General features: G+C 62.9%; 19 protein-coding genes. 10 read left to right on the forward strand and 9 right to left on the reverse strand.

Going from position 1 to position 20,966, the window contains the following annotated elements; genetic code table 11:
- The first annotated feature begins 154 nt into the window (after positions 1–154).
- Positions 155–1,165, forward strand: a complete 1,011-nt coding sequence (locus AK81_RS06710) for a DUF4917 family protein (protein WP_043197715.1) — start codon at positions 155–157, stop codon at positions 1,163–1,165.
- 20 nt (positions 1,166–1,185) lie between these two features.
- Here AK81_RS06710 and AK81_RS06715 read toward each other — a convergent pair whose 3' ends face one another.
- The 3 genes from AK81_RS06715 to AK81_RS06725 form a co-directional block, all read right to left on the reverse strand.
- Positions 1,186–1,692 carry a helix-turn-helix transcriptional regulator gene (locus AK81_RS06715; RefSeq protein ID WP_043197717.1) on the reverse strand — a complete coding sequence of 169 codons (507 nt, stop codon included), beginning with the start codon at positions 1,690–1,692 and terminating at the stop codon, positions 1,186–1,188.
- Between the two features lie 470 nt (positions 1,693–2,162).
- Positions 2,163–3,377 (reverse strand): class I SAM-dependent methyltransferase, encoded by a 1,215-nt coding sequence (locus AK81_RS06720; protein ID WP_043197720.1) that lies wholly within the window; start codon positions 3,375–3,377, stop codon positions 2,163–2,165.
- A 75-nt stretch (positions 3,378–3,452) separates the two neighbouring features.
- Positions 3,453–4,070 carry a TPM domain-containing protein gene (locus AK81_RS06725; protein ID WP_043197722.1) on the reverse strand — a complete coding sequence of 206 codons (618 nt, stop codon included), beginning with the start codon at positions 4,068–4,070 and terminating at the stop codon, positions 3,453–3,455.
- Between the two features lie 186 nt (positions 4,071–4,256).
- On the opposite strand from AK81_RS06725, the gene bglX reads away from it, so the two are divergent.
- From bglX to AK81_RS06750, 5 genes are all read left to right on the forward strand, one after another.
- Positions 4,257–6,548, forward strand: coding sequence for a beta-glucosidase BglX (gene bglX / locus AK81_RS06730; protein WP_043197724.1), 2,292 nt, complete (start codon positions 4,257–4,259; stop codon positions 6,546–6,548).
- A 145-nt stretch (positions 6,549–6,693) separates the two neighbouring features.
- A complete protein-coding gene (locus AK81_RS06735) occupies positions 6,694–8,451 on the forward strand; it encodes a sensor histidine kinase (protein ID WP_043197727.1) in 1,758 nt (585 codons plus the stop codon).
- Complete coding sequence (locus AK81_RS06740; protein WP_043197730.1) at positions 8,445–9,779, forward strand: sigma-54-dependent transcriptional regulator; 1,335 nt, start codon at positions 8,445–8,447, stop codon at positions 9,777–9,779. The genes AK81_RS06735 and AK81_RS06740 overlap by 7 nt, the downstream gene beginning before the upstream one ends.
- 254 nt (positions 9,780–10,033) lie before the next feature.
- Positions 10,034–11,353, forward strand: a complete 1,320-nt coding sequence (locus tag AK81_RS06745) for an MFS transporter (RefSeq protein ID WP_043197789.1) — start codon at positions 10,034–10,036, stop codon at positions 11,351–11,353.
- A gap of 190 nt (positions 11,354–11,543) precedes the next feature.
- Positions 11,544–12,683: a Fic family protein gene (locus tag AK81_RS06750; RefSeq protein WP_043197734.1), complete on the forward strand. Its 1,140-nt coding sequence runs from the start codon at positions 11,544–11,546 to the stop codon at positions 12,681–12,683.
- Here AK81_RS06750 and AK81_RS06755 read toward each other — a convergent pair.
- Positions 12,662–13,414, reverse strand: coding sequence for a COG4705 family protein (locus tag AK81_RS06755; RefSeq protein ID WP_043197735.1), 753 nt, complete (start codon positions 13,412–13,414; stop codon positions 12,662–12,664). The two genes, AK81_RS06750 and AK81_RS06755, sit on opposite strands and share 22 nt — an antisense overlap.
- 341 nt (positions 13,415–13,755) lie before the next feature.
- Here AK81_RS06755 and AK81_RS06760 point away from each other — a divergent pair, with 341 nt between their 5' ends.
- Together AK81_RS06760 and AK81_RS06765 are read left to right on the forward strand one after the other, a co-directional pair.
- Positions 13,756–14,043 carry a hypothetical protein gene (locus AK81_RS06760; protein ID WP_043197737.1) on the forward strand — a complete coding sequence of 96 codons (288 nt, stop codon included), beginning with the start codon at positions 13,756–13,758 and terminating at the stop codon, positions 14,041–14,043.
- A gap of 118 nt (positions 14,044–14,161) precedes the next feature.
- The gene (locus AK81_RS06765) at positions 14,162–14,767 is read left to right on the forward strand and encodes a flavin reductase family protein (RefSeq protein ID WP_043197739.1); all 606 of its coding nucleotides are present in this window, start codon (positions 14,162–14,164) and stop codon (positions 14,765–14,767) included.
- On the opposite strand, the gene AK81_RS06770 is transcribed toward AK81_RS06765, so the two are convergent.
- Both AK81_RS06770 and AK81_RS06775 read right to left on the reverse strand, forming a co-directional pair.
- Complete coding sequence (locus tag AK81_RS06770; RefSeq protein ID WP_043197741.1) at positions 14,768–15,034, reverse strand: hypothetical protein; 267 nt, start codon at positions 15,032–15,034, stop codon at positions 14,768–14,770.
- 16 nt (positions 15,035–15,050) lie between these two features.
- On the reverse strand, positions 15,051–15,344 hold the full coding sequence (locus AK81_RS06775) for a putative quinol monooxygenase (protein ID WP_043197742.1): 294 nt from the start codon (positions 15,342–15,344) through the stop codon (positions 15,051–15,053).
- Positions 15,345–15,546: 202 nt separating this feature from the next.
- Here AK81_RS06775 and AK81_RS06780 point away from each other — a divergent pair, with 202 nt between their 5' ends.
- A complete protein-coding gene (locus AK81_RS06780) occupies positions 15,547–16,467 on the forward strand; it encodes an AraC family transcriptional regulator (protein ID WP_043197744.1) in 921 nt (306 codons plus the stop codon).
- 135 nt (positions 16,468–16,602) lie between these two features.
- Here the strand turns inward: AK81_RS06780 and AK81_RS06785 are convergent, their stop codons facing one another.
- Complete coding sequence (locus tag AK81_RS06785; RefSeq protein WP_043197746.1) at positions 16,603–18,240, reverse strand: 5-guanidino-2-oxopentanoate decarboxylase; 1,638 nt, start codon at positions 18,238–18,240, stop codon at positions 16,603–16,605.
- 114 nt (positions 18,241–18,354) lie between these two features.
- Here AK81_RS06785 and AK81_RS06790 point away from each other — a divergent pair, with 114 nt between their 5' ends.
- Positions 18,355–19,230, forward strand: coding sequence for a LysR substrate-binding domain-containing protein (locus AK81_RS06790; RefSeq protein WP_043197748.1), 876 nt, complete (start codon positions 18,355–18,357; stop codon positions 19,228–19,230).
- A 201-nt stretch (positions 19,231–19,431) separates the two neighbouring features.
- Here the strand turns inward: AK81_RS06790 and AK81_RS06795 are convergent, their stop codons facing one another.
- A complete protein-coding gene (locus tag AK81_RS06795) occupies positions 19,432–20,046 on the reverse strand; it encodes an NAD(P)-dependent oxidoreductase (RefSeq protein WP_043197751.1) in 615 nt (204 codons plus the stop codon).
- Between the two features lie 28 nt (positions 20,047–20,074).
- Positions 20,075–20,950, reverse strand: a complete 876-nt coding sequence (locus AK81_RS06800; protein WP_043197753.1) for an MBL fold metallo-hydrolase — start codon at positions 20,948–20,950, stop codon at positions 20,075–20,077.
- Between the last annotated feature and the right edge of the window lie 16 nt (positions 20,951–20,966).

Raw genomic sequence — 20,966 nt, forward strand, 5'->3', positions numbered from 1 at the left:
GCCTGAGCCTTGTGCAGTACCTGTGGGAGCTGGCTTGCCTGCGAAGAACCCAGCGCAGGCAACATAATACCCTTGCCAGGACACCAACCCTCGCACACCTTGCATGACATGCTAAAGTCGCCCCCGTTCTCCGCTCCACCCAACGGACCCCAGCATGCCTGCACTTGACGCCACCCTCACTCCCTGGCCAGAACTCGTTGCCCGCCACCCCTGCGACGCCCTGCTGCTGGGCAACGGTGCCAGCCGCGCAGTGTGGAAGCCGTTCGGCTACTTCTCGTTGTTCGAGGAAGCGCAACGCGCCGGCCGCAAGAAAGGCCTGGCGATCAGTGACCAGGCGCTGTTCAAATCCTTGGGAACAGAGCTGTTCGAGCCCGTGCTCAGCGCCCTCAACACCACCGTGCGCGCCAACGCCGCACTGGCCATCAACTCCACCGCGCCGCTGAACCGCTATTACTCGATCAAGGAAGCGTTGATCCACGCCGTGCGCACGGTGCACCTGCCGTGGTCACTGATGCCAGCCACCACCCTGGCAGCCCTCAACCAGGCCTTGCGCGGCTACCGCAGCGTCTACACCAGCAATTACGACCTGCTGCTGCCATGGGCTGTGCAACACGCCCCGCACGGCTTCGCCAACCTGTTCGACGAGCAAGGCTTCTTCGATGTACGCCGCACCCGCAGTGAAGGCACCCGCGTGCTGCACCTGCATGGCGGGCTACACCTGCTCAAGCTGCCCGACGGCACCACTCGCCAACGCAGCGCCGACAACGCCGAACTGCTCGATGGCTTTGCGGTGAACATCCCGGGAGAGGTACCGCTGTTCGTCAACGAAGACCGCAGCGACGAAAAGCTGCGCGCCATCCGCAACTCGGACTATCTGGGCTGGTGCCTGGGGCAGCTGGCACGGGAGAGCCAGGGGCTATGCCTGTTCGGGCAGCACCTGGACAGCAGCGACCAGCACCTGCTCGAAGCCATCCGTCAGGCCCGGCCGCAGCATCTGTCGATTGCCATAAGGCCATTGAGCGAGGCCTCGGTGATCAACCAGAAGCAACACTATGTTGATCGGTTCGGGGATCTGGCGGGGACGCAGGTGCATTTCTTTGATGCCAGTACGCATCCGTTGGGGCTGGCGGCATTAGCTATTGAGATGCCACTTACCCGGAGATGAGGTGGAGTTGTAGCCCAAGCTCACTGGGCCAAGCCAGGCTCGCCGAAGACGCGCTTGTATGAACTGGAAACATTGACAGCCATCGCTATGCGAGCCAGCTCCAAGGTGCCCTGAGCAATCGAGTAGCTGCCTCGCTCCTGCAACCAGAGCAAAATGTCGGCAAGGTGCCAGAGAGAAGTACTGCCATCGTGAACGGGTGCAGGGAAGCTGATTGAATGCGCCAGCATCAATTTCCGCATGTTTTGCCGAGACACGCCGATGATCTCAGCCGCATCGGTAAGCCCTACGAGATCGGGCGTCGCTTCGATCAGGCGAGCCCCCGGAACGATCCTTTCAACGTCATCGAGCGCGCTCTCGATAGCCTCTTTTGCAGAGGTAGATTCGCGGATAAATGCCAGTGCCAATCGTCCCGGCTGACCTACGCCAACCAACGCATCATCACACCCGCCTTCAGCCAGACGCTCCAATAGCACATCGGTATCTTCGTTTTCGCCCAATTGATACTTCAGGGTGAACTCGTACTCCATTGCGATTACTCCTTCCCAGCATTCGGCGCGGGAGATGCCTTCAGGCTGCCCGAACAGTTGTCGACCACACGCCGTAGCTGTCGCGCAAAATTGCCAGCACTCTTCGGCGTGCTCCATACGCTGACAATGCAGAATTCCCCGCACAGACAATCGGCATCATTGAGGGGGCAATACATCTTGTCCCAGCAGTGCCCACCACCCACTGCGATTTTCCAACCCTTTCACTCGGCGTGCCTCAAGGCCTGCTCGACCTCTTTCTTGGCGTGACAGGGGCGTGCCATCAGCTTTCTCCAGTGTGAGCCCGCAACTCGAGAGTTGTCAAATGACAACCAAAACTCTCGACAAGCGTGCACGCCACACTACAGAAAGGCTGATGAAAGAAATCGCGGTAAAGCGTGAATAGGAAATCCCCTACACCAATCCGAGACTCATACCCAGTGTGCGTCTCAAACAGATCCGACGTGCAGCCGTCAGAGCAACCCATCCGCCCGCAGCAACGTCTCCAGGCAATGCTCCTGCACCCCATAAAACGCCTTCAGCTGGCCAATCTTCTCCAGCAACGCCCCGTTGTCCCCCGCCTTCTGCCGCTTCACCGCAAGAATCATCTTGTTCTTGTTGGTGTGTTCCAGCGAGATGAACTCGAACACCTTGGTCTCGTAACCGCAGGCTTCCAGGTACAGCGCGCGCAGGCTGTCGGTCAGCATTTCGGCCTGCTGGCCCAGGTGCAGGCCGTACTGCAGCATGGGTTGCAGCAGCCCCGGGCTGTGCAGTTGCGGGCGGATCTGTTTGTGGCAGCACGGCGAGCACATGATGATCGCGGCGTTGCAGCGGATGCCGGTATGGATGGCGTAGTCGGTGGCGATGTCACAGGCATGCAAGGCAATCATCACCTCGATGGCCTCCGGCACCACGCTGCGCACGTCACCACACTGGAATTCCAGGCCCGGGTGCTCCAGCCGTGCAGCAGCGGTGTTGCACAGGTCGACCATGTCCTGGCGCAATTCCACACCTGTCACCTGTGCGTCACGGCCCAGGCTGTTGCTCAGGTAGTCGTGCATGGCGAAGGTCAGGTAGCCCTTGCCCGAGCCAAAGTCGGCCACCCGCAGTGCCTGCCCGGCCGGCACCGGGGCGTTGGCCAGGGCGTGGTCGAAGACCTCGATGAACTTGTTGATCTGCTTCCACTTGCGCGACATCGACGGAATCAACGCGCCTTGTGCATCGGTGACGCCCAGATCACGCAGGAACGGGCGCGACAACTCCAGGTAACGCTTCTTCTCGCGGTCATGGCCGCTGCTGGCAGTAACCTCACGCGGTGCCTGCGCGCCGTGGCGCTGCAGCATCGGCTTGCCCTTCTTGCTGAAGGTCAATTGCACTTCGCCATCAGCATCGAACAGGTGGGCGTTGCGGAAGGTGTCGGGCAGCAGTTCGGCAACCAGCGCCTGGGCCTGGTCCAGCGGCAGGTTGCGGGTGATGTCGCGGATCTGGTGGCGGTAGACCAGCGACAGGCACGGCTGGCCCTTGACCTGCAGCGGCTTGGCGATGATCCGTTGCAAGGTCTGATCGGCACCGACATGGCGCGCCAGCACCAGTTTGACCAAGGTATCGCCGTGCAGGGCGGCGTTCAGCAGGTCGAGAAACTGAGCGCGCGCATCCGGCGCGGAAGGGGCGGAAGTACTGGCGGACATGGAGAAACGGTGCCTCGAATAGCGGGAAGCGCATTCTACACCCTGTGGGAGGGAGTTGAATCCGTGAGCCGCTGGTCAGTCGAGGATTACCAAGCGGTTGGGCAGCTCGTTACGCGCATGGGTTGGCGGCACGTGCTGGCTAAGCAGCTCGCCACACGCCTCGATGCACTCGACAAAGCCCTGCAAGGTCCGGCCTTGGCGCACCTGTTCGGCAAGGCGGGCACCGATCGCTGCGCGGGCTTCGGCATCCAGGCAGTGCTCGATACCCCGGTCGACCAGGATCTCCACATGCCGCTCCGCCTCGCTGACAAAAATCAGCACACCCGTAGCGCCTGCGGTGCGCTGCAGGTTCTGCTCGCGAAACTGCTGGCGGGCCAGCCGTGAAGCGCGCCAGCGACGCAGGGCACGGGGGATCAGCCAGCCGGCCAGGCGCGGGTTGCGCAGCAGCAGGCACAAGCCGACAAACAGCAGCACGTTGGCCACCAGCAAGCCCCGCACGCTGGGCCAACCCAGCAGCCAATGCAACAGGCCCGGCACCACCAGCGCCAGCACGGCGGCCCACAGCAGCGGCCAATAGGCGTAATCGTCGGCGCGGCGGGCCAGCACCGTCACCAGTTCGGCATCGGTGCGCCGTTCGGCACGCGCAATGGCTTCGGCAATCTGCCGTTGATGGTACTCGTCGAAGGGGGTCATGCCGTCGGTCTCTTGAGCGTTCTTATAGTTGTTGTCCCGGCACTCGGGGCTTCATCCGCAGCCGACATATTCAGGCATAATCCGCTGCTGGAACGTAAGCCTGCGAATCGTACAACAATAGCCGCCTGAAAAACTCGGCCGCGCGCGTATCACCCTGGATACGGCAGAGGCCCCACAACGGAATTGATGATGAAATTGTCTTTGCTGGGCCTGGCCATGGGCCTTGCCAGTCAGGCGGCCCTTGCCGCCCCCTATGCCCCGCCCCTGCAGGACAAGCAGGCGTTCATCGAGCACCTGATCAGCCAGATGACCGAAGCCGAGAAAATCGGCCAGTTGCGCCTGATCAGCATCGGCCCGGAAATGCCTCACGAAAAGATCCGCGAGGAAATCGCCGCAGGCCGCATCGGTGGTACCTTCAACTCGCGCACCGCGCCCGAAAACCGCCCGATGCAGGATGCGGCCATGCGCAGCCGCCTGAAGATCCCGATGTTCTTCGCCTACGACACCATTCACGGCGAACGCACCATTTTCCCGATCGGCCTGGGCATGGCCGCCACCTGGGACATGGACGCCGTCGCCAAGGTCGGCCGCACGGCCGCCATCGAAGCCTCGGCCGACGCCCTGGACATGACCTTTGCACCGATGGTCGATATCGCCCGCGATCCGCGCTGGGGCCGCACCAGTGAAGGCTTTGGCGAGGACACCTACCTGACGTCGAGGATCGGCCAGGTGATGGTGCGCTCGTTCCAGGGCAGCAGCCCGGCCAACCCCGACAGCATCATGGCCATCGTCAAGCACTTCGCCCTGTATGGTGCAGTGGAAGGCGGGCGCGACTACAACACGGTCGATATGAGCCTGCCGAAAATGTACAACGACTACCTGCCGCCCTACCGCGCCGCGCTCGACGCCGGTGCTGGCGGGGTGATGGTGGCGCTGAACTCGATCAACGGTGTGCCGGCCACCTCCAATACCTGGCTGATGAACGACCTGCTGCGCAAGGAGTGGGGCTTCAAGGGCGTGACCATCAGCGACCACGGCGCCATCCAGGAGCTGATCCGTCATGGCGTCGCCCGCGACGGCCGTGAAGCGGCCAAGCTGGCGATCAAGGCCGGCATCGACATGAGCATGAACGACACCCTGTACGGCGAAGAGCTGCCAGGCCTGCTGAAGTCCGGCGAAGTGACCCAGGGCGAACTGGACCAGGCAGTACGCGAAGTGCTCGGCGCCAAGTACGACATGGGCCTGTTCAAGGACCCGTACGTGCGCATCGGCAAAGCCGAAACTGACCTGAAAGACTATTACGGCAACGACCGCCTGCACCGCGAAGCTGCGCGTGACGTGGCACGCCGCAGCCTGGTACTGCTGGAAAACCGCAACCAGACCCTGCCGCTGAAAAAGGGCGGCACCATCGCCCTGGTCGGCCCGCTGGCCGATGCGCCGATCGACATGATGGGCAGCTGGGCCGCCGACGGAAAACCCGAGCATTCGGTGACTGTGCGCGAAGGGCTGCGCCGCGCCGTGGAAGGCAAGGCCAAGCTGGTCTACGCCAAAGGCTCCAACGTCACGGGCGACAAGGCAATTCTCGATTACCTGAACTTCCTCAACTTCGATGCCCCGGAAATCGTCGACGACCCGCGCCCGCCTGCGGTGCTGATCGATGAAGCGGTCAAGGCGGCCAGGCAATCCGATGTAGTGGTGGCCGTGGTCGGCGAGTCCCGCGGCATGTCCCACGAGTCGTCGAGCCGTACCACCCTGGAAATCCCGGCCAGCCAGCGCGAGCTGATCAAGGCCCTCAAGGCCACCGGCAAACCGCTGGTGCTGGTGCTGATGAACGGCCGGCCGCTGTCGATCAGCTGGGAACGCGAGCAGGCCGACGCCATCCTCGAAACCTGGTTCGCCGGTACCGAGGGCGGTAATGCCATTGCCGACGTGCTGTTTGGCGACTACAACCCGTCCGGCAAGCTGGCCATCACCTTCCCGCGCTCGGTCGGGCAGATCCCGATGTACTACAACCACACCCGCATCGGTCGGCCGTTCACCCCTGGCAAGCCGGGCAACTACACCTCGCAGTACTTTGAAGAGCCCAACGGCCCGCTGTACCCGTTCGGCTATGGCCTGAGCTACAGCAGCTTCGAGCTGTCGGGCCTGACGCTGTCGAACAAGGACCTCAAGCGCGGCGACACACTGGAGGCCAAGGTGACGGTGGCGAATACCGGCAAGGTAGCCGGCGAGACCGTGGTACAGCTGTACCTGCAAGACGTGTCGGCGTCGATGAGCCGCCCGGTCAAGGAACTGAAGAACTTCCAGAAGCTGATGCTCAAGCCGGGCGAGTCGCGCACCTTGACCTTCCGCATCAGCGAAGAAGACCTGAAGTTCTACAATGGCCAGCTACAACGGGTTGCCGAACCAGGGGAATTCAATGTCCAGGTCGGGCTGGATTCCCAGGCGGTGCAGCAGCAGAGCTTCGAACTGCTGTAACTGAAAGGTAGCCTGTACCGGCCCTTTCGCGGGCTTGCCCGCTCCCACAGGTACTGCACAGCTCCATCGGGCTGTGAGTATCCTGTGGGAGCGGGCAAGCCCGCGAAGGGGCCGGGCCCGATATCCCATTACCGGATCCGCCCCAATGCCCTTTTCCTTTCGCGCCCTGCGTCTGGGGCTGATCACCCTGCTGATCGTGCTGGGTACCGTCCTCAGTGCCGGTTGGGCCATGCACCAGGCCAAGCGCCAGGCCATGGAAGACGACGCCCAGCGTGCCAGCCAGCAGTTGGGCCTGTACGCCAATACCCTGCACACTCTGATCGACCGCTACCGCGCCCTGCCTGCCGTGCTGGCACTGGACCCGGAGCTGATCGCCGCCCTGCGCGACCCGGTCAGCGAACAGGTGCAGGACGCCCTGAACCGCAAGCTTGAGCGCATCAACGGCGCCGCGAACTCCTCCACCCTCGAACTGCTCGACCGCACCGGCCTGGCCATCGCCGCCAGCAACTGGCGGCTGCCCAGCAGCTACGTCGGTTCCAACTACGGCTTCAGGCCCTACTTCAAGCAAACCCGCAGCCAGGGCAGTGGCCGCTTTTATGCCGTGGGCGTGACCAGTGGCGTGCCGGGCTACTTCCTCGCCAGCGCGGTGAACGACGAGCATGGCCGCTTCCTTGGTGCCATGGTGGTGAAGCTGGAGTTCCCCGAACTGGAACGCGAGTGGCGCCAGGGCAGCGACATCCTGCTGGTGAGCGACGCCCGCGGCATCACCTTCATCTCCAACCAGGACGGCTGGCGCTACCGCGAGCTGCAACCGCTCAGTGGTGCCGACCGTGCCGAGCTCGCAGAAACCCGCCAGTACGACAAGCAGCCACTGGTGCCCCTGCAGCACCAGGCGCTGACCCGTTTTGCCGCCAACAGCACCCTAAGCCGCGTGCAAGGCCCGGAAGGCAGTACCGAGTATTTGTGGGAAAGCCTGCCACTGGAGGGCGAAGACTGGACCTTGCACCTCCTGCGCAAACCGCAGGTCACTGCCGACGGCCGCAATGCCGCCTTGGGCGCCGCCGCCGTGTGGCTGAGCCTGGTGTTCGCCGCGCTGTTCGTCAGCCAGCGGCTGCGCCTGGCGCGCCTGCGCCAGCGCAGCCGCGAAGAGCTCAAGCGCCAGGTCGAGGAACGCACCCGCGAGCTGCGTACCGCTCAAGAGGGCCTGGTGCAATCCGCCAAGCTGGCGGCGCTCGGGCAGATGTCGGCAGCCATGGCCCACGAAATCAACCAGCCGCTGACCACCCAGCGCATGCAACTGGAAACCCTGCGCCTGCTGCTCGACCATGGCCGCCATGACGAAGCGCGCCAGGCCTTGGAGCCACTGGAGCAGATGCTGACACGCATGGCCGCGCTCACCAGCCACCTGAAAACCTTTGCCCGCAACAGCCCGGTCGGCCTGCGCGAGCGCCTCGACCTGGCCACCGTGGTCGACCAGGCCCTGCACCTGCTGGAAACCCGCATTCGCAGCGAAGAGGTAGAGGTTGCCCTGTACCTGGCGCGCCCGGCCTGGGTACGCGGCGATGCCATTCGCCTTGAGCAAGTGCTGATCAACCTGTTGCGCAATGCCCTCGACGCCATGGCCGACAAGCGCTACAAACGCCTGGAGGTCCGCATCGAACTCGACGGCGAGCAGTGGCGCCTGAGTGTGCTGGATTCGGGTGGCGGCATTGCCGAGGCCAACCTGGCCAAGGTCTTCGACCCGTTCTTCACCACCAAACCGGTGGGCGAAGGCCTGGGCCTGGGCCTGGCCATTTCCTATGGCATCGTCCACGAGGCCGGTGGCCAGCTGCAGGCCGAAAACCTGCCCGGTGGTGCACGCTTGAGCCTTACCCTGCCCCGTGACCTGGAGCCTGTATGTTGAATTCAGTGATCGTCGTCGATGATGAAGCCAGTATCCGCACGGCGGTCGAGCAATGGCTGAGCCTGTCCGGCTTCAGTGTGCAACTGTTCGCGCGTGCCGAAGAGTGCCTGGCGCACCTGCCGCAGCACTTTCCCGGGGTAATCATCAGCGATGTGCGCATGCCGGGCATGGATGGCCTGCAACTGCTCGAACGCCTGCAGGTGGACGACCCCGACTTGCCAGTGATCTTGCTGACCGGCCACGGCGACGTCCCCATGGCAGTGGAGGCCATGCGCAGTGGCGCCTACGACTTCCTCGAAAAGCCCTTCACCCCGCAGCACCTGCTGGGCAGCCTGCGCCGTGCCCTGGAAAAGCGCCAACTGGTGCTGGAAAACCGCCGGCTGCACGAACAGGCAGATCTCAAGTCCCGCCTGGAAGGCACCTTGCTGGGCATGTCACAGGGCCTGCAACAGCTGCGCCGACAAGTACTGGAGCTGGCCAGCCTGCCGGTCAACGTGCTGATCCGTGGCGAAACCGGCAGCGGCAAGGAACGCGTGGCCCGCTGCCTGCACGATTTTGGGCCGCGCGCCGGCAAACCCTTCGTCGCGCTCAACTGCGCGGCCATCCCTGAGGCGCTGTTCGAGGCCGAGCTGTTCGGCCATGAAAGCGGCGCCTTCACCGGCGCCCAGGGGAAGCGCATTGGCAAGCTGGAGTACGCCAACGGTGGCACGGTGTTTCTCGACGAAATCGAGAGCATGCCGCTGGCGCAACAGGCCAAGCTGTTGCGCGTGATCCAGGAGCAGAAGCTGGAGCGCCTGGGTGCGAACCAGAGCATCAGCGTCGACCTGCGTGTCATTGCCGCGACCAAGCCCGACCTGCTCGAAGAAGCCCGCGCCGGGCGCTTTCGCGAAGACCTTGCGTATCGCCTGAATGTGGCCGAGCTGCGCTTGGCGCCGCTGCGTGAGCGGCGTGAGGACATTCCCTTGCTGTTCGAGCACTTTGCCCGCGCTGCTGGCGAAAAGCTTGGCCGCGCCGCCCCGCTGCTGTCGGGTGTACAACTGGCACAGCTGCTGTCCCATGACTGGCCGGGCAACGTGCGTGAGCTGGCCAATGCGGCAGAACGGCATGCATTGGGGCTGAGTTCGCCGAACATCGAAGCGGCACCTGCGGGGCAGTCGCTGGGCGAACAGATGGAAGCGTTCGAAGCGCAATGCTTGCGCGCGGCGCTGCGTCAGCATGGCGGGGCTATCAGCGCGGTGATGGAGGCGTTGCAGCTGCCTCGGCGCACGCTTAACGAAAAGATGCAGCGGCATGGGTTGGTGCGCGAGGATTTTGTCGGGCGCGAATGAGCGGAAATCCGCTTATGGGCATGGATTGATAGGCGAGAATTCGCTTATCACTCAAGATTTTGGGGCTGCTTTGCAGCCCATCGCGACACAAGGCCGCTCCTACAAGGGGCGATGTAAAGCTGCTATATCGCGGGTTTTGGGGCATGCGGCGCCCTCAAATGAATCACGCCGCACCCATTTGGCACACCTTCTGCAATTGCCTTGGCAAGCTGCGCCACGGCGCGCTCCACAAAAACAACGAGAAGGTATCCCTGATGGATAACGCCACCTCCCTGCCCGCTGGGGCGGCCACTGCGCCTGCCGCAGAAAAAACCACCGCCAGCCGTTTGAAGTCGATCTTCAGCGGGTCCATCGGCAACATGGTCGAATGGTACGACTGGTACGTCTACGCCGCATTCTCGCTGTACTTCGCCAAGGCCTTCTTCCCGGCCGGTGACTCCACCGCACAATTGCTCAACACCGCTGCGATCTTCGCCGTGGGCTTCCTCATGCGCCCGATCGGTGGCTGGCTGATGGGCCTGTACGCCGACCGCAAAGGCCGCAAGGCCGCGCTGATGGCTTCGGTACTGCTGATGTGCGCCGGCTCGCTGGTCATTGCCCTGACCCCGGGCTATGAAACCATCGGCGTTGCCGCTCCGGTCCTGCTGGTCATCGCACGCCTGCTACAAGGCCTGTCGGTGGGTGGCGAATACGGCACCTCGGCCACCTACCTCAGCGAAATGGCCAGCAAGGAACGCCGTGGCTTCTTCTCCAGCTTCCAGTACGTGACCCTGATCTCCGGCCAGCTCATCGCCCTGGCGGTACTGATCGTCCTGCAGCAGACCCTGACCACAGAGCAGCTGTATTCCTGGGGCTGGCGCGTGCCGTTCGTGATCGGTGCGCTGTGCGCCGTGGTTGCCCTGTACCTGCGTCGCGGCATGGAAGAAACCGCCTCGTTCACCAAGAAGGAAAAGGCCAAGGAAAGCCTGATGCGCACCCTGCTGCGCCACCCCAAGGAACTGATGACCGTGGTCGGCCTGACCATGGGCGGCACCCTGGCCTTCTACACCTACACCACCTACATGCAGAAGTACCTGGTCAACACCGTGGGCATGAGCATCAGCGACTCGACCACCATCTCGGCCGCCACGCTGTTCCTGTTCATGTGCTTGCAGCCGGTGATCGGCGGCCTGTCCGACAAGATCGGCCGACGCCCGATCCTGATCGCCTTCGGTGTGCTCGGTACCCTGTTCACCGTACCGATCCTCAGCACCCTGCACACCATCGAGACCTGGTGGGGCGCGTTCTTCCTGATCATGGCGGCGCTGATCATCGTCAGCGGCTACACCTCGATCAACGCCGTGGTCAAGGCAGAGCTGTTCCCAACAGAAATCCGCGCCCTGGGTGTGGGCCTGCCGTACGCCCTGACCGTGTCGATCTTCGGCGGCACCGCCGAATACGTGGCACTGTGGTTCAAGAGCGCTGGCATGGAGAGCGGCTACTACTGGTACGTCACCGCCTGCATCGCCTGTTCGCTGCTGGTTTACGCGACCATGAAGGACACCAAGCAGCACTCGCGGATTACCACTGATTGACGCTGGCCGGGCAATATTGAAAGGGGCGCTCCATTGCATGGGGCGCCCCTTTTTCATGACTCTCGACAACCTGTGAGCCGATTGATGGAGCTATTCGGCTCACAGGTTGAGCCGAATAACGCTATTATTCGGCTCACTCAATGAGCCGAATAGCCGGCTTATTCGGCTCACAGGATGAATCGGCACAATTATGAACAGCCCTTTGTGGATCTGGCAGCAGCCTGCCTGGCCCCAATTCACATGGCAAAACGAAGCCATCGCCCCACTCCTGCGCAACTGCATCGACATGCAAGGGCGTCTGCTGGGCAAGATCGGCAGCGTCGATGAGCTCAGCGAGTGCCAGAACATGCTGGATACGCTGCTGCAAAACATCGTCACTTCCTCGGCAATCGAAGGTGAACAGTTGAATGTGGGCTCAGTCCGTTCTTCTCTTGCCCGCCGGCTGGGCATGGAAGAACAGGGCGCTACCAGTGCCCGCAGTGAAGGGCTGGCGGAACTGATGCTGGATGCAACGAAGGGGTATGACCGACCGCTGACCCTGCAGCGTCTGTTCACTTGGCACCAGTGGCTATTCCCGTTGGAGCAAGGCACCTTGAGCAAGGCGGTGCTGGTCGGCCAGTTACGTGATGAAGTGCCGATGCAGGTGATCTCTGGTCGCCTGGACAAGCCCACCGTGCATTTCCAGGCACCACCGCGCGATGGTCTTGAACCACAGCTCGCGGCGTTTCTCGACTGGTTTGCCAACAGCCTCGATATCGCCGGGCTGGACCCGCTACTACGCGCCGGTATTGCCCACTTCTGGTTTGTCACGCTGCATCCGTTTGACGATGGCAATGGTCGACTGACCCGGGCGATCACCGACCTGGCGCTGGCTCAAGGTGAGCGCCAGGCCATTCGCTTCTATGCCATGTCCGCCAGCATCCTCGAAGACAGGGCCGGCTATTATCAGGTCCTGGAGAGCAGCCAGAAAGGCGATCTGGATATCACCCGCTGGTTGTCCTGGTTCCTTGCCACGTTGCTGCGCAGCTTCGAACAGGCACTGGCAAACATCGACCGGATACTGGCCAAGGCCAGGTTCTGGCAGGCGCATCGCGCAGATGGCTTGCTGCCCGAACAGGTCAAGGTGCTCAACAGGTTGCTTGATGGCGGCCCCCGCGGTTTCGAGGAAGGCATCAGCGCCACGCAGTACCAGGCAGTGGCAAAGGTTTCCAAGGCCACTGCGACCCGCCACCTTACCGACCTGCTCGACAAGGCTTGTCTGGTTCGCTTGCCAGCCGGGGGCCGCAGTACCCGCTATCGCATCAACACTCAGGACATCTCCAACGCCTGACGCGGCTCACGGCGCTGGTACCAGCTGGCCATCAGCACCAGTACCAGCAGCACCCCGCCCAGCACCGCCGACGAACCGATTGTGCCGAAGTCCAGGCCGCCCTTTTCATGTGGTTTGGTGAGGAAATCGCCCAAGGTGGCGCCAAACGGGCGGGTGAGTACGAACGCCACCCAGAACAACACCACGCCAGGGATGCGCGTCCAGTAACGGGCCACGACCACCAATGCGATGGCGCTGCCGATCAGCAGCGCGCCGCCGGCAAAACCAAGCCCCGAATCATCGGCCAGGTAATCACCCAGGGCGGTGCCAAGCGTGTTGGAAAACAGGATCGCTACCCAGTAGAACAGCTCGCCCGAGCGATTCTTGATGCGGGTGACATCCAGCGGGTTGCCGCTCAGGCGCCAGACCAGGAAGGTCAGCAGCAGGATACCGATGAGCAGGGCCGAACCCGTGGCATAACCCAGGCCCAGGGTGCGGTCCATGAAGTCGGACATGGTGGTCCCAGCGGTACTGGTGGAGAGGATCACCAGCCAGTACAGCATCGGGTGGTAGCGGCGCGAGTAAAGCTGGCCGAGCAAGGTCAGCAGGAACACGCTGATCAGCATCAACGAACTGAGGGCATAGCCGATGTTCAGCGTCATCGACAGCAAGTCACCTGCCGTTTCGCCAAGGGTAGTAGCGCAGATCTTCATGACCCAGAAGGCCAGGGTGATTTGCGGGAGTTTGTTCATTGTTGTGCCGCTCCAGTTTGAGATGCGGCGATGGTGCTGAGCCAGGTCTGAAAAATCGGTTGGTGAGGTATGAAAAAAGTGTTGATCAGACTTTGAAACAAGATATTTCGCTCTTAACGCCCCATTAATGCCCGCCCGTCAAGCTGCAATGGCTGACAGAACGACGACGTGAGGGCTCGCGGCGACTGAGTGACACCGCTGCCTGACCCACGCGAAGCGCGCCCAGATGCATCGATTAATTCGATTCTTAAACGCTATTATTTGCGCTTTTTAATCAAATTAATCGGCGTAGGATTAAACCCATAGAAACAAACAACTTCTCGAACCCCGGAGCAATGACCATGAAAAACAAACTGATCCTCACCCTGGCCCTCTCGGTTTTCGCAGCTGGCGCCTTCGCCGAAGATGGCTTCGACCATACCAACGCTCATACCTTTGCCGCCGCTCAAACCCAGTCCGCCAGCTACGCCGAAGACGGCTTTGACCGCACCGGTGGCCAACGTTTCGCTGAAGACGGTTTCGACCGCACTGGTGGCCAGCGCTTTACTGAAGATGGCTTCGACCGCACTGGCGGCCAACGTTTTGCCGAAGACGGCTTCGACCGCACCAACGCCCACCGCATCAGCTAAAAGCTGATGCGAGCAACCAGCCCGGCTTCGGCCGGGCTTGATCATTTGCAGGCGAGCACAGGCTTGGCACACTAGGCACCTTGTCCACCAGGAGGTAGGGCCCACAAGCCCAGCACAGATGTATTACTACGAACCTGCCAAAGGCCACGGCCTGCCCCACGACCCGTTCAACGCCATCGTCGGCCCACGCCCTATCGGCTGGATTTCCTCGCAAGACCGCGAAGGCCGCCTGAACCTGGCGCCCTACAGCTTCTTCAACGCCTTCAACTACATCCCGCCGATCATCGGTTTCTGCAGCGTCGGGCGCAAAGACAGCCTGAACAACATCGAGCAGACCGGCGAATTCGTCTGGAACCTGGCCACCCGCCCACTGGCCGAGCAGATGAACCAGAGCTGCGCGCCGGTTGCTGCCGAGGTGAGCGAGTTCGAATTGAGCGGCCTCACCGCCACGCCGTCGAGCATCGTCAGCGTCCCCCGCGTGGGCGAAACCCCGGTGGCGTTCGAGTGCAAGGTCAGCCAGATCGTCCAGCTCAAGCGGGCCGACCAGGAGTTGGTGCCCAGCTGGCTGATCCTCGGTGAAGTGGTGGCGGTGCACATTGCCGAGCACCTGCTTAAAAACGGCATCTACGATACCGCTGCCGCCGAACCGATCCTGCGCGGTGGCGGCCCGGCGGACTATTTCGAACTGGGCAACCTGTTCAAGATGGCCCGCCCGCCGGCCTGATCACCAGATCAGTTCACCCTCTTCGCTGACGCCTTGCAGGCGTTGCAGCTCGGCCGTGGCCGCTTCGTCAGCAGCCACGGCGCCCTTGAACACCTGCCCGTCGAGGACTTTGTGAAAGCGCGGCGCACCGCCCATGCTCAGGGCCTTGACCGCTATGGCCGCGTTGTAGCCGCCACCTTCCACCGGCACCATCGCCGATACCGCTTCGAAATGAGTGAATTCCCTACGTGCCATGTTGCTATCCGCTTGGTTGAACAAGGGCGTCACTTTACCTCATCCACCCTCAGTCGAAGGTATGCAAGTCCAGGCTGCTGACCACCTGCGCCTGCACCAGCTCGCCAAACACGTCCAGGGTCGGCGAGGCAAAGTAGCCACTCATCGCCTGCTGATCCTGCCAGCTGCCACTGAGCAACCACAGGTCCGCATCGGCCTGAGAGCGCTGTACCGTGAAGCTCAGACAACCCGGCGCACGCAGCGAGGGCTCGAGCAGGTCGCGCAGGCGCACGCCCAGCTCTGCCGAGCGCCCGCTGCTGGCACGGATGAAAGCAAGATGGGTGACCGGTTGTTTTAGGGTCATTGCACAATCTCCTTGAAGCAGGCGGACGGAAAAGCCAGGCTGCCAAGGTTAGGGGCTCACCCGCGCGGCGCGTTAGGCCATTACTGCTCGCCGATTGCCTGATCCTGCAGCGCGGCAGGATCAGGCAATCGACGTGCAGCTTTCGACTAGCGCCCGTCTTTGCCCAAACCTATGCTGCGTCGGTCAGTAGAGGAAAGCCATCATGACCACCGCCACGTCCATCGACCCGCCCCTTGAACTGCAGCGCCTGGAGCTGGCCGAGCTGATCCGCCGCTACGCCGGCGAACCCTATGGCCCGGCATCGGCCATCGATGACCTGTACCTGGTGCGCTACACCGAGAACGTGCGCTCGGTGCCGACTTTGGCCCAACCTGCGCTGTGCATCCTTGCTCAGGGCAGCAAAACCCTGTTCCTCGGTGACGAGCAGTACGCCTACGACCCGCTGCACTACATGGTGGTGTCGGTGACCTTGCCGCTGAGCGGCGTGAAGCTCGACGCCAGCCCGGAGAACCCAAGCCTTGGCCTGCGCATGGACCTGGACCCGGCCGAGATCAGCCAGCTGATCGCCGAAAGCGGGCCGATGCTGGTACCCAACCGGCCTTCGGGCCGTGGTTTGTATGTGGAAAAGACCGATGCCGCATTGCTCGACGCCTTGCTGCGGCTGCTACGCCTGCTGGACACCCCGCGCGACATCGCCATGCTCGCGCCACTGTTCCGCCGCGAGATTCTCTACCGCCTGCTGCGTGGGCCGCAGGGTTGCCGGCTGTATGAGATTGCCTTGGCCAACAGCCAGACACACCGGGTTTGCCAGGCCATTACCTGGCTAAACAACAACTATCAGTTGCCCCTGCGCATCGAGGACCTGGCCCGGGAGGTCAACCTCAGCACTTCGACCTTGCACCATCGCTTCAAGGCCGTAACCTCGATGAGCCCGTTGCAGTACCAGAAGCAGCTGCGCCTGCAGGAGGCGCGGCGGTTGATGCTCAACGACGGGCTAGAGGCGGCGGTGGCGGCCTATCGGGTGGGGTATGAAAGCCCGTCGCAGTTCAGCCGTGAATACAGCCGGCTGTATGGTGCGCCGCCGATTCGGGATGTGGCCAGATTGAGAGCCACTGCTGGCTAGAACTTCTTGGTGGCTGTACCGGCCTCTTCGCGGGCTTGCCCGCTCCCACAGGTACAGCACAACTTTCAGCGTATGTGCAGCACCTGTGGGAGCGGGCAAGCCCGCGAAGAGGCCGGTACAGACAACAGCTTCACTTCAACCCGAAACTGTCCCTTGCCACTGATTCTGGTCAACTTGAATCAAGGTCGGCCCCTTGCGCTCCACCGCCTGCCCCAGCGCCGCCTGCAACTGCGCCACATCCGCCACATGCTCCGCGGCAGCCCCCAGTGCCCGCGCAACGCCGATGAAGTCAGGGGTATGGATATCGACCCCGACCGGCTCGATGGCCCGGTTGACCATGTACTTCTTGATCTCCTCGTACCCTTGGTTATTCCACAGCAGCACGATCAGCGGCACCTGCGCCTCCACCGCACTGGCCAGCTCCGGCAGGGTGAACTGCAAACCGCCGTCACCAATCAGGCACACCGCAGGCGCACGCTGGCCGATTTGCTCCGCACTCCCCAGCCAGGCGCCCATTGCCGCAGGCAGCGCATAACCCAGGGTGCCGTAGCCAGTCGATGCGTTGAACCAGCGGCGCGGCTGGTCCATGTCCAGGGTCAGGTTGCCGGTGTACACCGGTTGGGTCGAATCGCCCACCAGCACGGCGTTGGGCAGGCGTTCGAGAATAGCGCTCAGCAAACGCGTCTGGCTCAAGGTTGCCTGGTCCCAATCTGCCGCCAGTGCCTGGCGCAGGCGGGCTACGCGCGCCACCCCCCAAGTGCTTTCGCTCACGGGTTGCGGCTGGGCCTGCAACGCACCAAGCAACGCTTCGGCGGCCAGTTCGGCATCGGCTACCAGCGCCAGCTCCGGCAGGTAGTTACGCACGGTCTGGTCCGGGTCGATGTCGATGCGCAGCAGGCTGCCCGGGATCTCGAAACCACCCTTGAAGGTCACGTCATAATCGGTTTCAGCCAGTTCGGTACCGATCGCCAGCACCACGTCGGCTTCAGCCACCAGCTCTCGTGTAGCCGGCAGCGACTGGGTCGAACCGATCTGCAGCGGGTGGCTGGCAGGCAGCAAACCCTTGGCATTGATGGTCAGCGCCACCGGGGCCTGAAGGTGTTCGGCCAGGCGCGCCAGCGCAGCACCCGCGGCCAACGCACCACCGCCCGCCAGGATCAACGGCCGCTTGGCACCTGCCAGGCGCTCAGCCATCTGTGCCACGGCCTGTGGCGCTGCCCCTGCCCGGCTACCACGCACCGGACGGCCCGGCAGCAGGAAGTCGGCCGGTTCGACCAGCACGTCCAGCGGGATTTCGATATGCACCGGGCGCGGCCGGGCGCTCTCGAACACGGCGAATGCCCGCGCCAGCACCTGTGGCAGGTCTGCAGCGCTCATCAAGGTGTGGGAAAACGCAGCCACACCCGACACCAGCGCCGACTGGTTGGGCAGTTCGTGCAGCTTGCCGCGGCCACCGCCCAGCTGGTCACGGGACTGCACGCTGGAAATCACCAGCATCGGGATCGAGTCGGCATAGGCCTGGCCCATGGCAGTGGTGATGTTGGTCATGCCCGGGCCAGTAATGATGAAGCACACCCCGGGTTTGCCACGGGTGCGCGCATAGCCGTCAGCCATGAACCCGGCACCCTGCTCGTGGCGCGGGGTGATGTGGCGAATGGACGAGCCCGCCAGGCCACGGTAGAGCTCAACGGTATGTACACCGGGAATGCCGAAGACATGGTCGACGCCATAGCCTTCAAGGAGATTGACCAGTACTTCGCCGCAGGTTGCCATCGTGTTTCACCATGAATCTTGTTGGAGTATGCCCTTATTGGACCCAAGCCACGGCTATCGCCACAATGCAAAAAAACACATACTAGCCATGTCTTGTCATCATGGCTCAGTGCGATGAAACGCCTCCCGCCCCTGCCCGCCCTGCACACCTTTCTGGTCACCGCCCAGCACTGCAACTTCACCCGTGCAGGGCAACAGTTGCACATCACCCAAGGCGCCGTCAGCCGCCAGATCGCCGCCCTCGAAGAGCATCTGGGTTATGCCCTGTTCCAGCGCCAGGCCCGCGGGCTGAGCCTGACCCGTGAAGGCCAGGACTGGCTGCCTCGGGTGCAGCAGGTGTTCGCGCTGATCGAGCAAGGCGTGCGTGAAGTGGGTGGACGCAGCACGACCTTGCAGCTCAAAGCCCCCACCTGCGTGATGCGCTGGCTGCTGCCGCGCCTGGTGGAGTGGCAGGCACTGCGCCCGGATGTACCGGTCGAATTGACCACCACGGTGCAGCATGGGGTGGATTTTAGTCGCGAGGGCTTCGATGCGGCGGTGGTCTATGGCGATGCGCCGAACCACGGGCTGCATGTACGAAAGCTGTTCGATGAACAACTCACGCCGGTGTGCGCACCCTCGCTGCGCGAGGGGCCAATACCGTTGCAGCAGGTGGAAGACCTGGCGCGGCACATGCTGCTGCACCCCTCGCGGGATGAACATGACTGGCAGTTGTGGCTACAGGCCGCTGGGGTGACGTTGGCCACTCATGGGCCCAGGCAGCATTTCGAGACGCTGGACATGGCGATGGCCATGGCCTCGCAGGGGACGGGCGTAGCCATTGGCGACTGGTCGCTGATTGGCGATGATTTGCGCGGGGGGCGGCTGTGCATGCCGTTTGCGCTGAAGGTGGTGACCGGGAAAGGGTATTACCTGGTGAGCCAGAGCAAGAGCTTGCCGCCGGGGCTGGTGGAGTTGTTGGATTGGCTGGAGGGACAGGCCAGCTTCTAAGGCCCGTTTCCCCCTATTCGCCGATGTGCACAAGCCCTTGTAGGAGCGGCCTTGTGTCGCGAAAGGGCTGCGCAGCAGCCCCGGCGATATTGCACTGTGGCGGATATCCTGGGGCCGCTGCGCGACCCTTTCGCGACACAAGGCCGCTCCTACAGGCGAGCTGCCTGCACCAGATACATTCATGCAAACGAAGCAAGCGACTCAGTAGCCGACCGTGAACCGCTGGCGCGAATGCGCGGGCTTTTCCAGCTCGTCGAGCATGGCAATCGCATAATCGGCAAAGGTGATCGAGCTTTTGCCATCCGCACCGATCAGCAGATGATCCTTGCCCAACGTATAACGCCCGCTGCGCTCACCTTCGACAAACTCCGCCGACGGCGAGAGGAAGGTCCAGTCAAGGTTTGGCTCGCGCTGCAACGTCTCCAGAAAACGCACCCCGGCAGTGGCTTCGGCCTTGTAGGCTTCCGGGAAATCCGGGCTGTCGATCACACGGTGCCCCGACGGCAGCAACAAGCTGCCGGCCCCGCCGACCACCAGCAGGCGCTTGACCCCGGCCCGCTTGACCGGCTCGATGATCGCCTGCGGCTCGATGGTCGAGAAATGCGCCGCGCTCAACACGGCGTCCACACCCGTTACCGCCGCTTGCAGGGCCGCACTGTCCTTGGCATCCAGCGCCTTGACGGTCACCCCTTCCCGGCCCTGCAATTGCGAAGGGTCGCGGGCGATGGCCAATACGCTGTGGCCACGGCGCAGGGCTTCTTCCAGCAACTGGCTGCCAGCGCGGCCAGTGGCACCGATGATTGCGATCTTGCTCATGGGAATACTCTCCATCAATTGAACGGAATTACCACTTCATCTCGCCCTTGGCGACCTTGGCCCCGAGCTCCAGCGAGCTTTCATCGGCCAGGCCCGGGTAACGCTGCTTCATGGCCTCGATCAACGCGTTGGCGTCTTTCGCCTTGGCGGTTTCAACATCGAAATCACGAATGTAATTTGCCGTGAAGCGCACAGCCTGCAGCGAACGGCTGCTGTCTCCCAGGTAGTGCCCTGGGACAACCGTGCGTGGCCCCAGCGCCTCGATGTGCGCCAAGGTGCCAAGCCAGTCGGCATGGGACTTGGCCGATTGAGTATCGGCCATCCACACATGAATGTTCTCGGACACCACCACACCACCGACCACCGCCTTGATGGACGGGATCCACACGAAGCTGCGGTCTGGCTGCGGGCCGTCCAGGCCAACGACGTCGAGGGCCTGCCCTTCCAGGGTCAGGCGCTGGCCTTCGAGCACCTGCGGCACCACCAGCCGCGCCGGTTTGTCTGCCCCCATCTGCGGCCCCCAGTACGCCAGCTTGGCGTCCATGGTCTGGCGGATATGTGCAACCGTGGCGGCAGAGGCCAGCACCTTGGCGTCGGGGAAGGCCTGGGTCAGGGTGTCCAGGCCAAAGTAATAGTCCGGGTCGCCGTGGCTGATGTAGATGGTGGTCAGGTGTTTGCCGCCAGCCTGCAGGCGCTGCACCAGTTGCTGGGCCTGGGCCTTGCCGAACTGGGCATCGACCAGCACGGCATCGTGCTCGCCACTGACAATCACCGAGCTGACCGGGAAAATGGCCGCGTGCCCAGGGTTGTAGACGTCCAGTTGCAAAGGTTCGGCAGCCAGCGCCGGGCCGGCCAGGGTGACGCAGGCCAGTAGCAGGCCTCGTAGGGGGGTGAACAGGGACATGGGCAAGGCCTTCAGT

Source organism: Pseudomonas putida W15Oct28, assembly GCF_000708715.2.
GTDB classification, from domain to species: domain Bacteria; phylum Pseudomonadota; class Gammaproteobacteria; order Pseudomonadales; family Pseudomonadaceae; genus Aquipseudomonas; species Aquipseudomonas putida_R.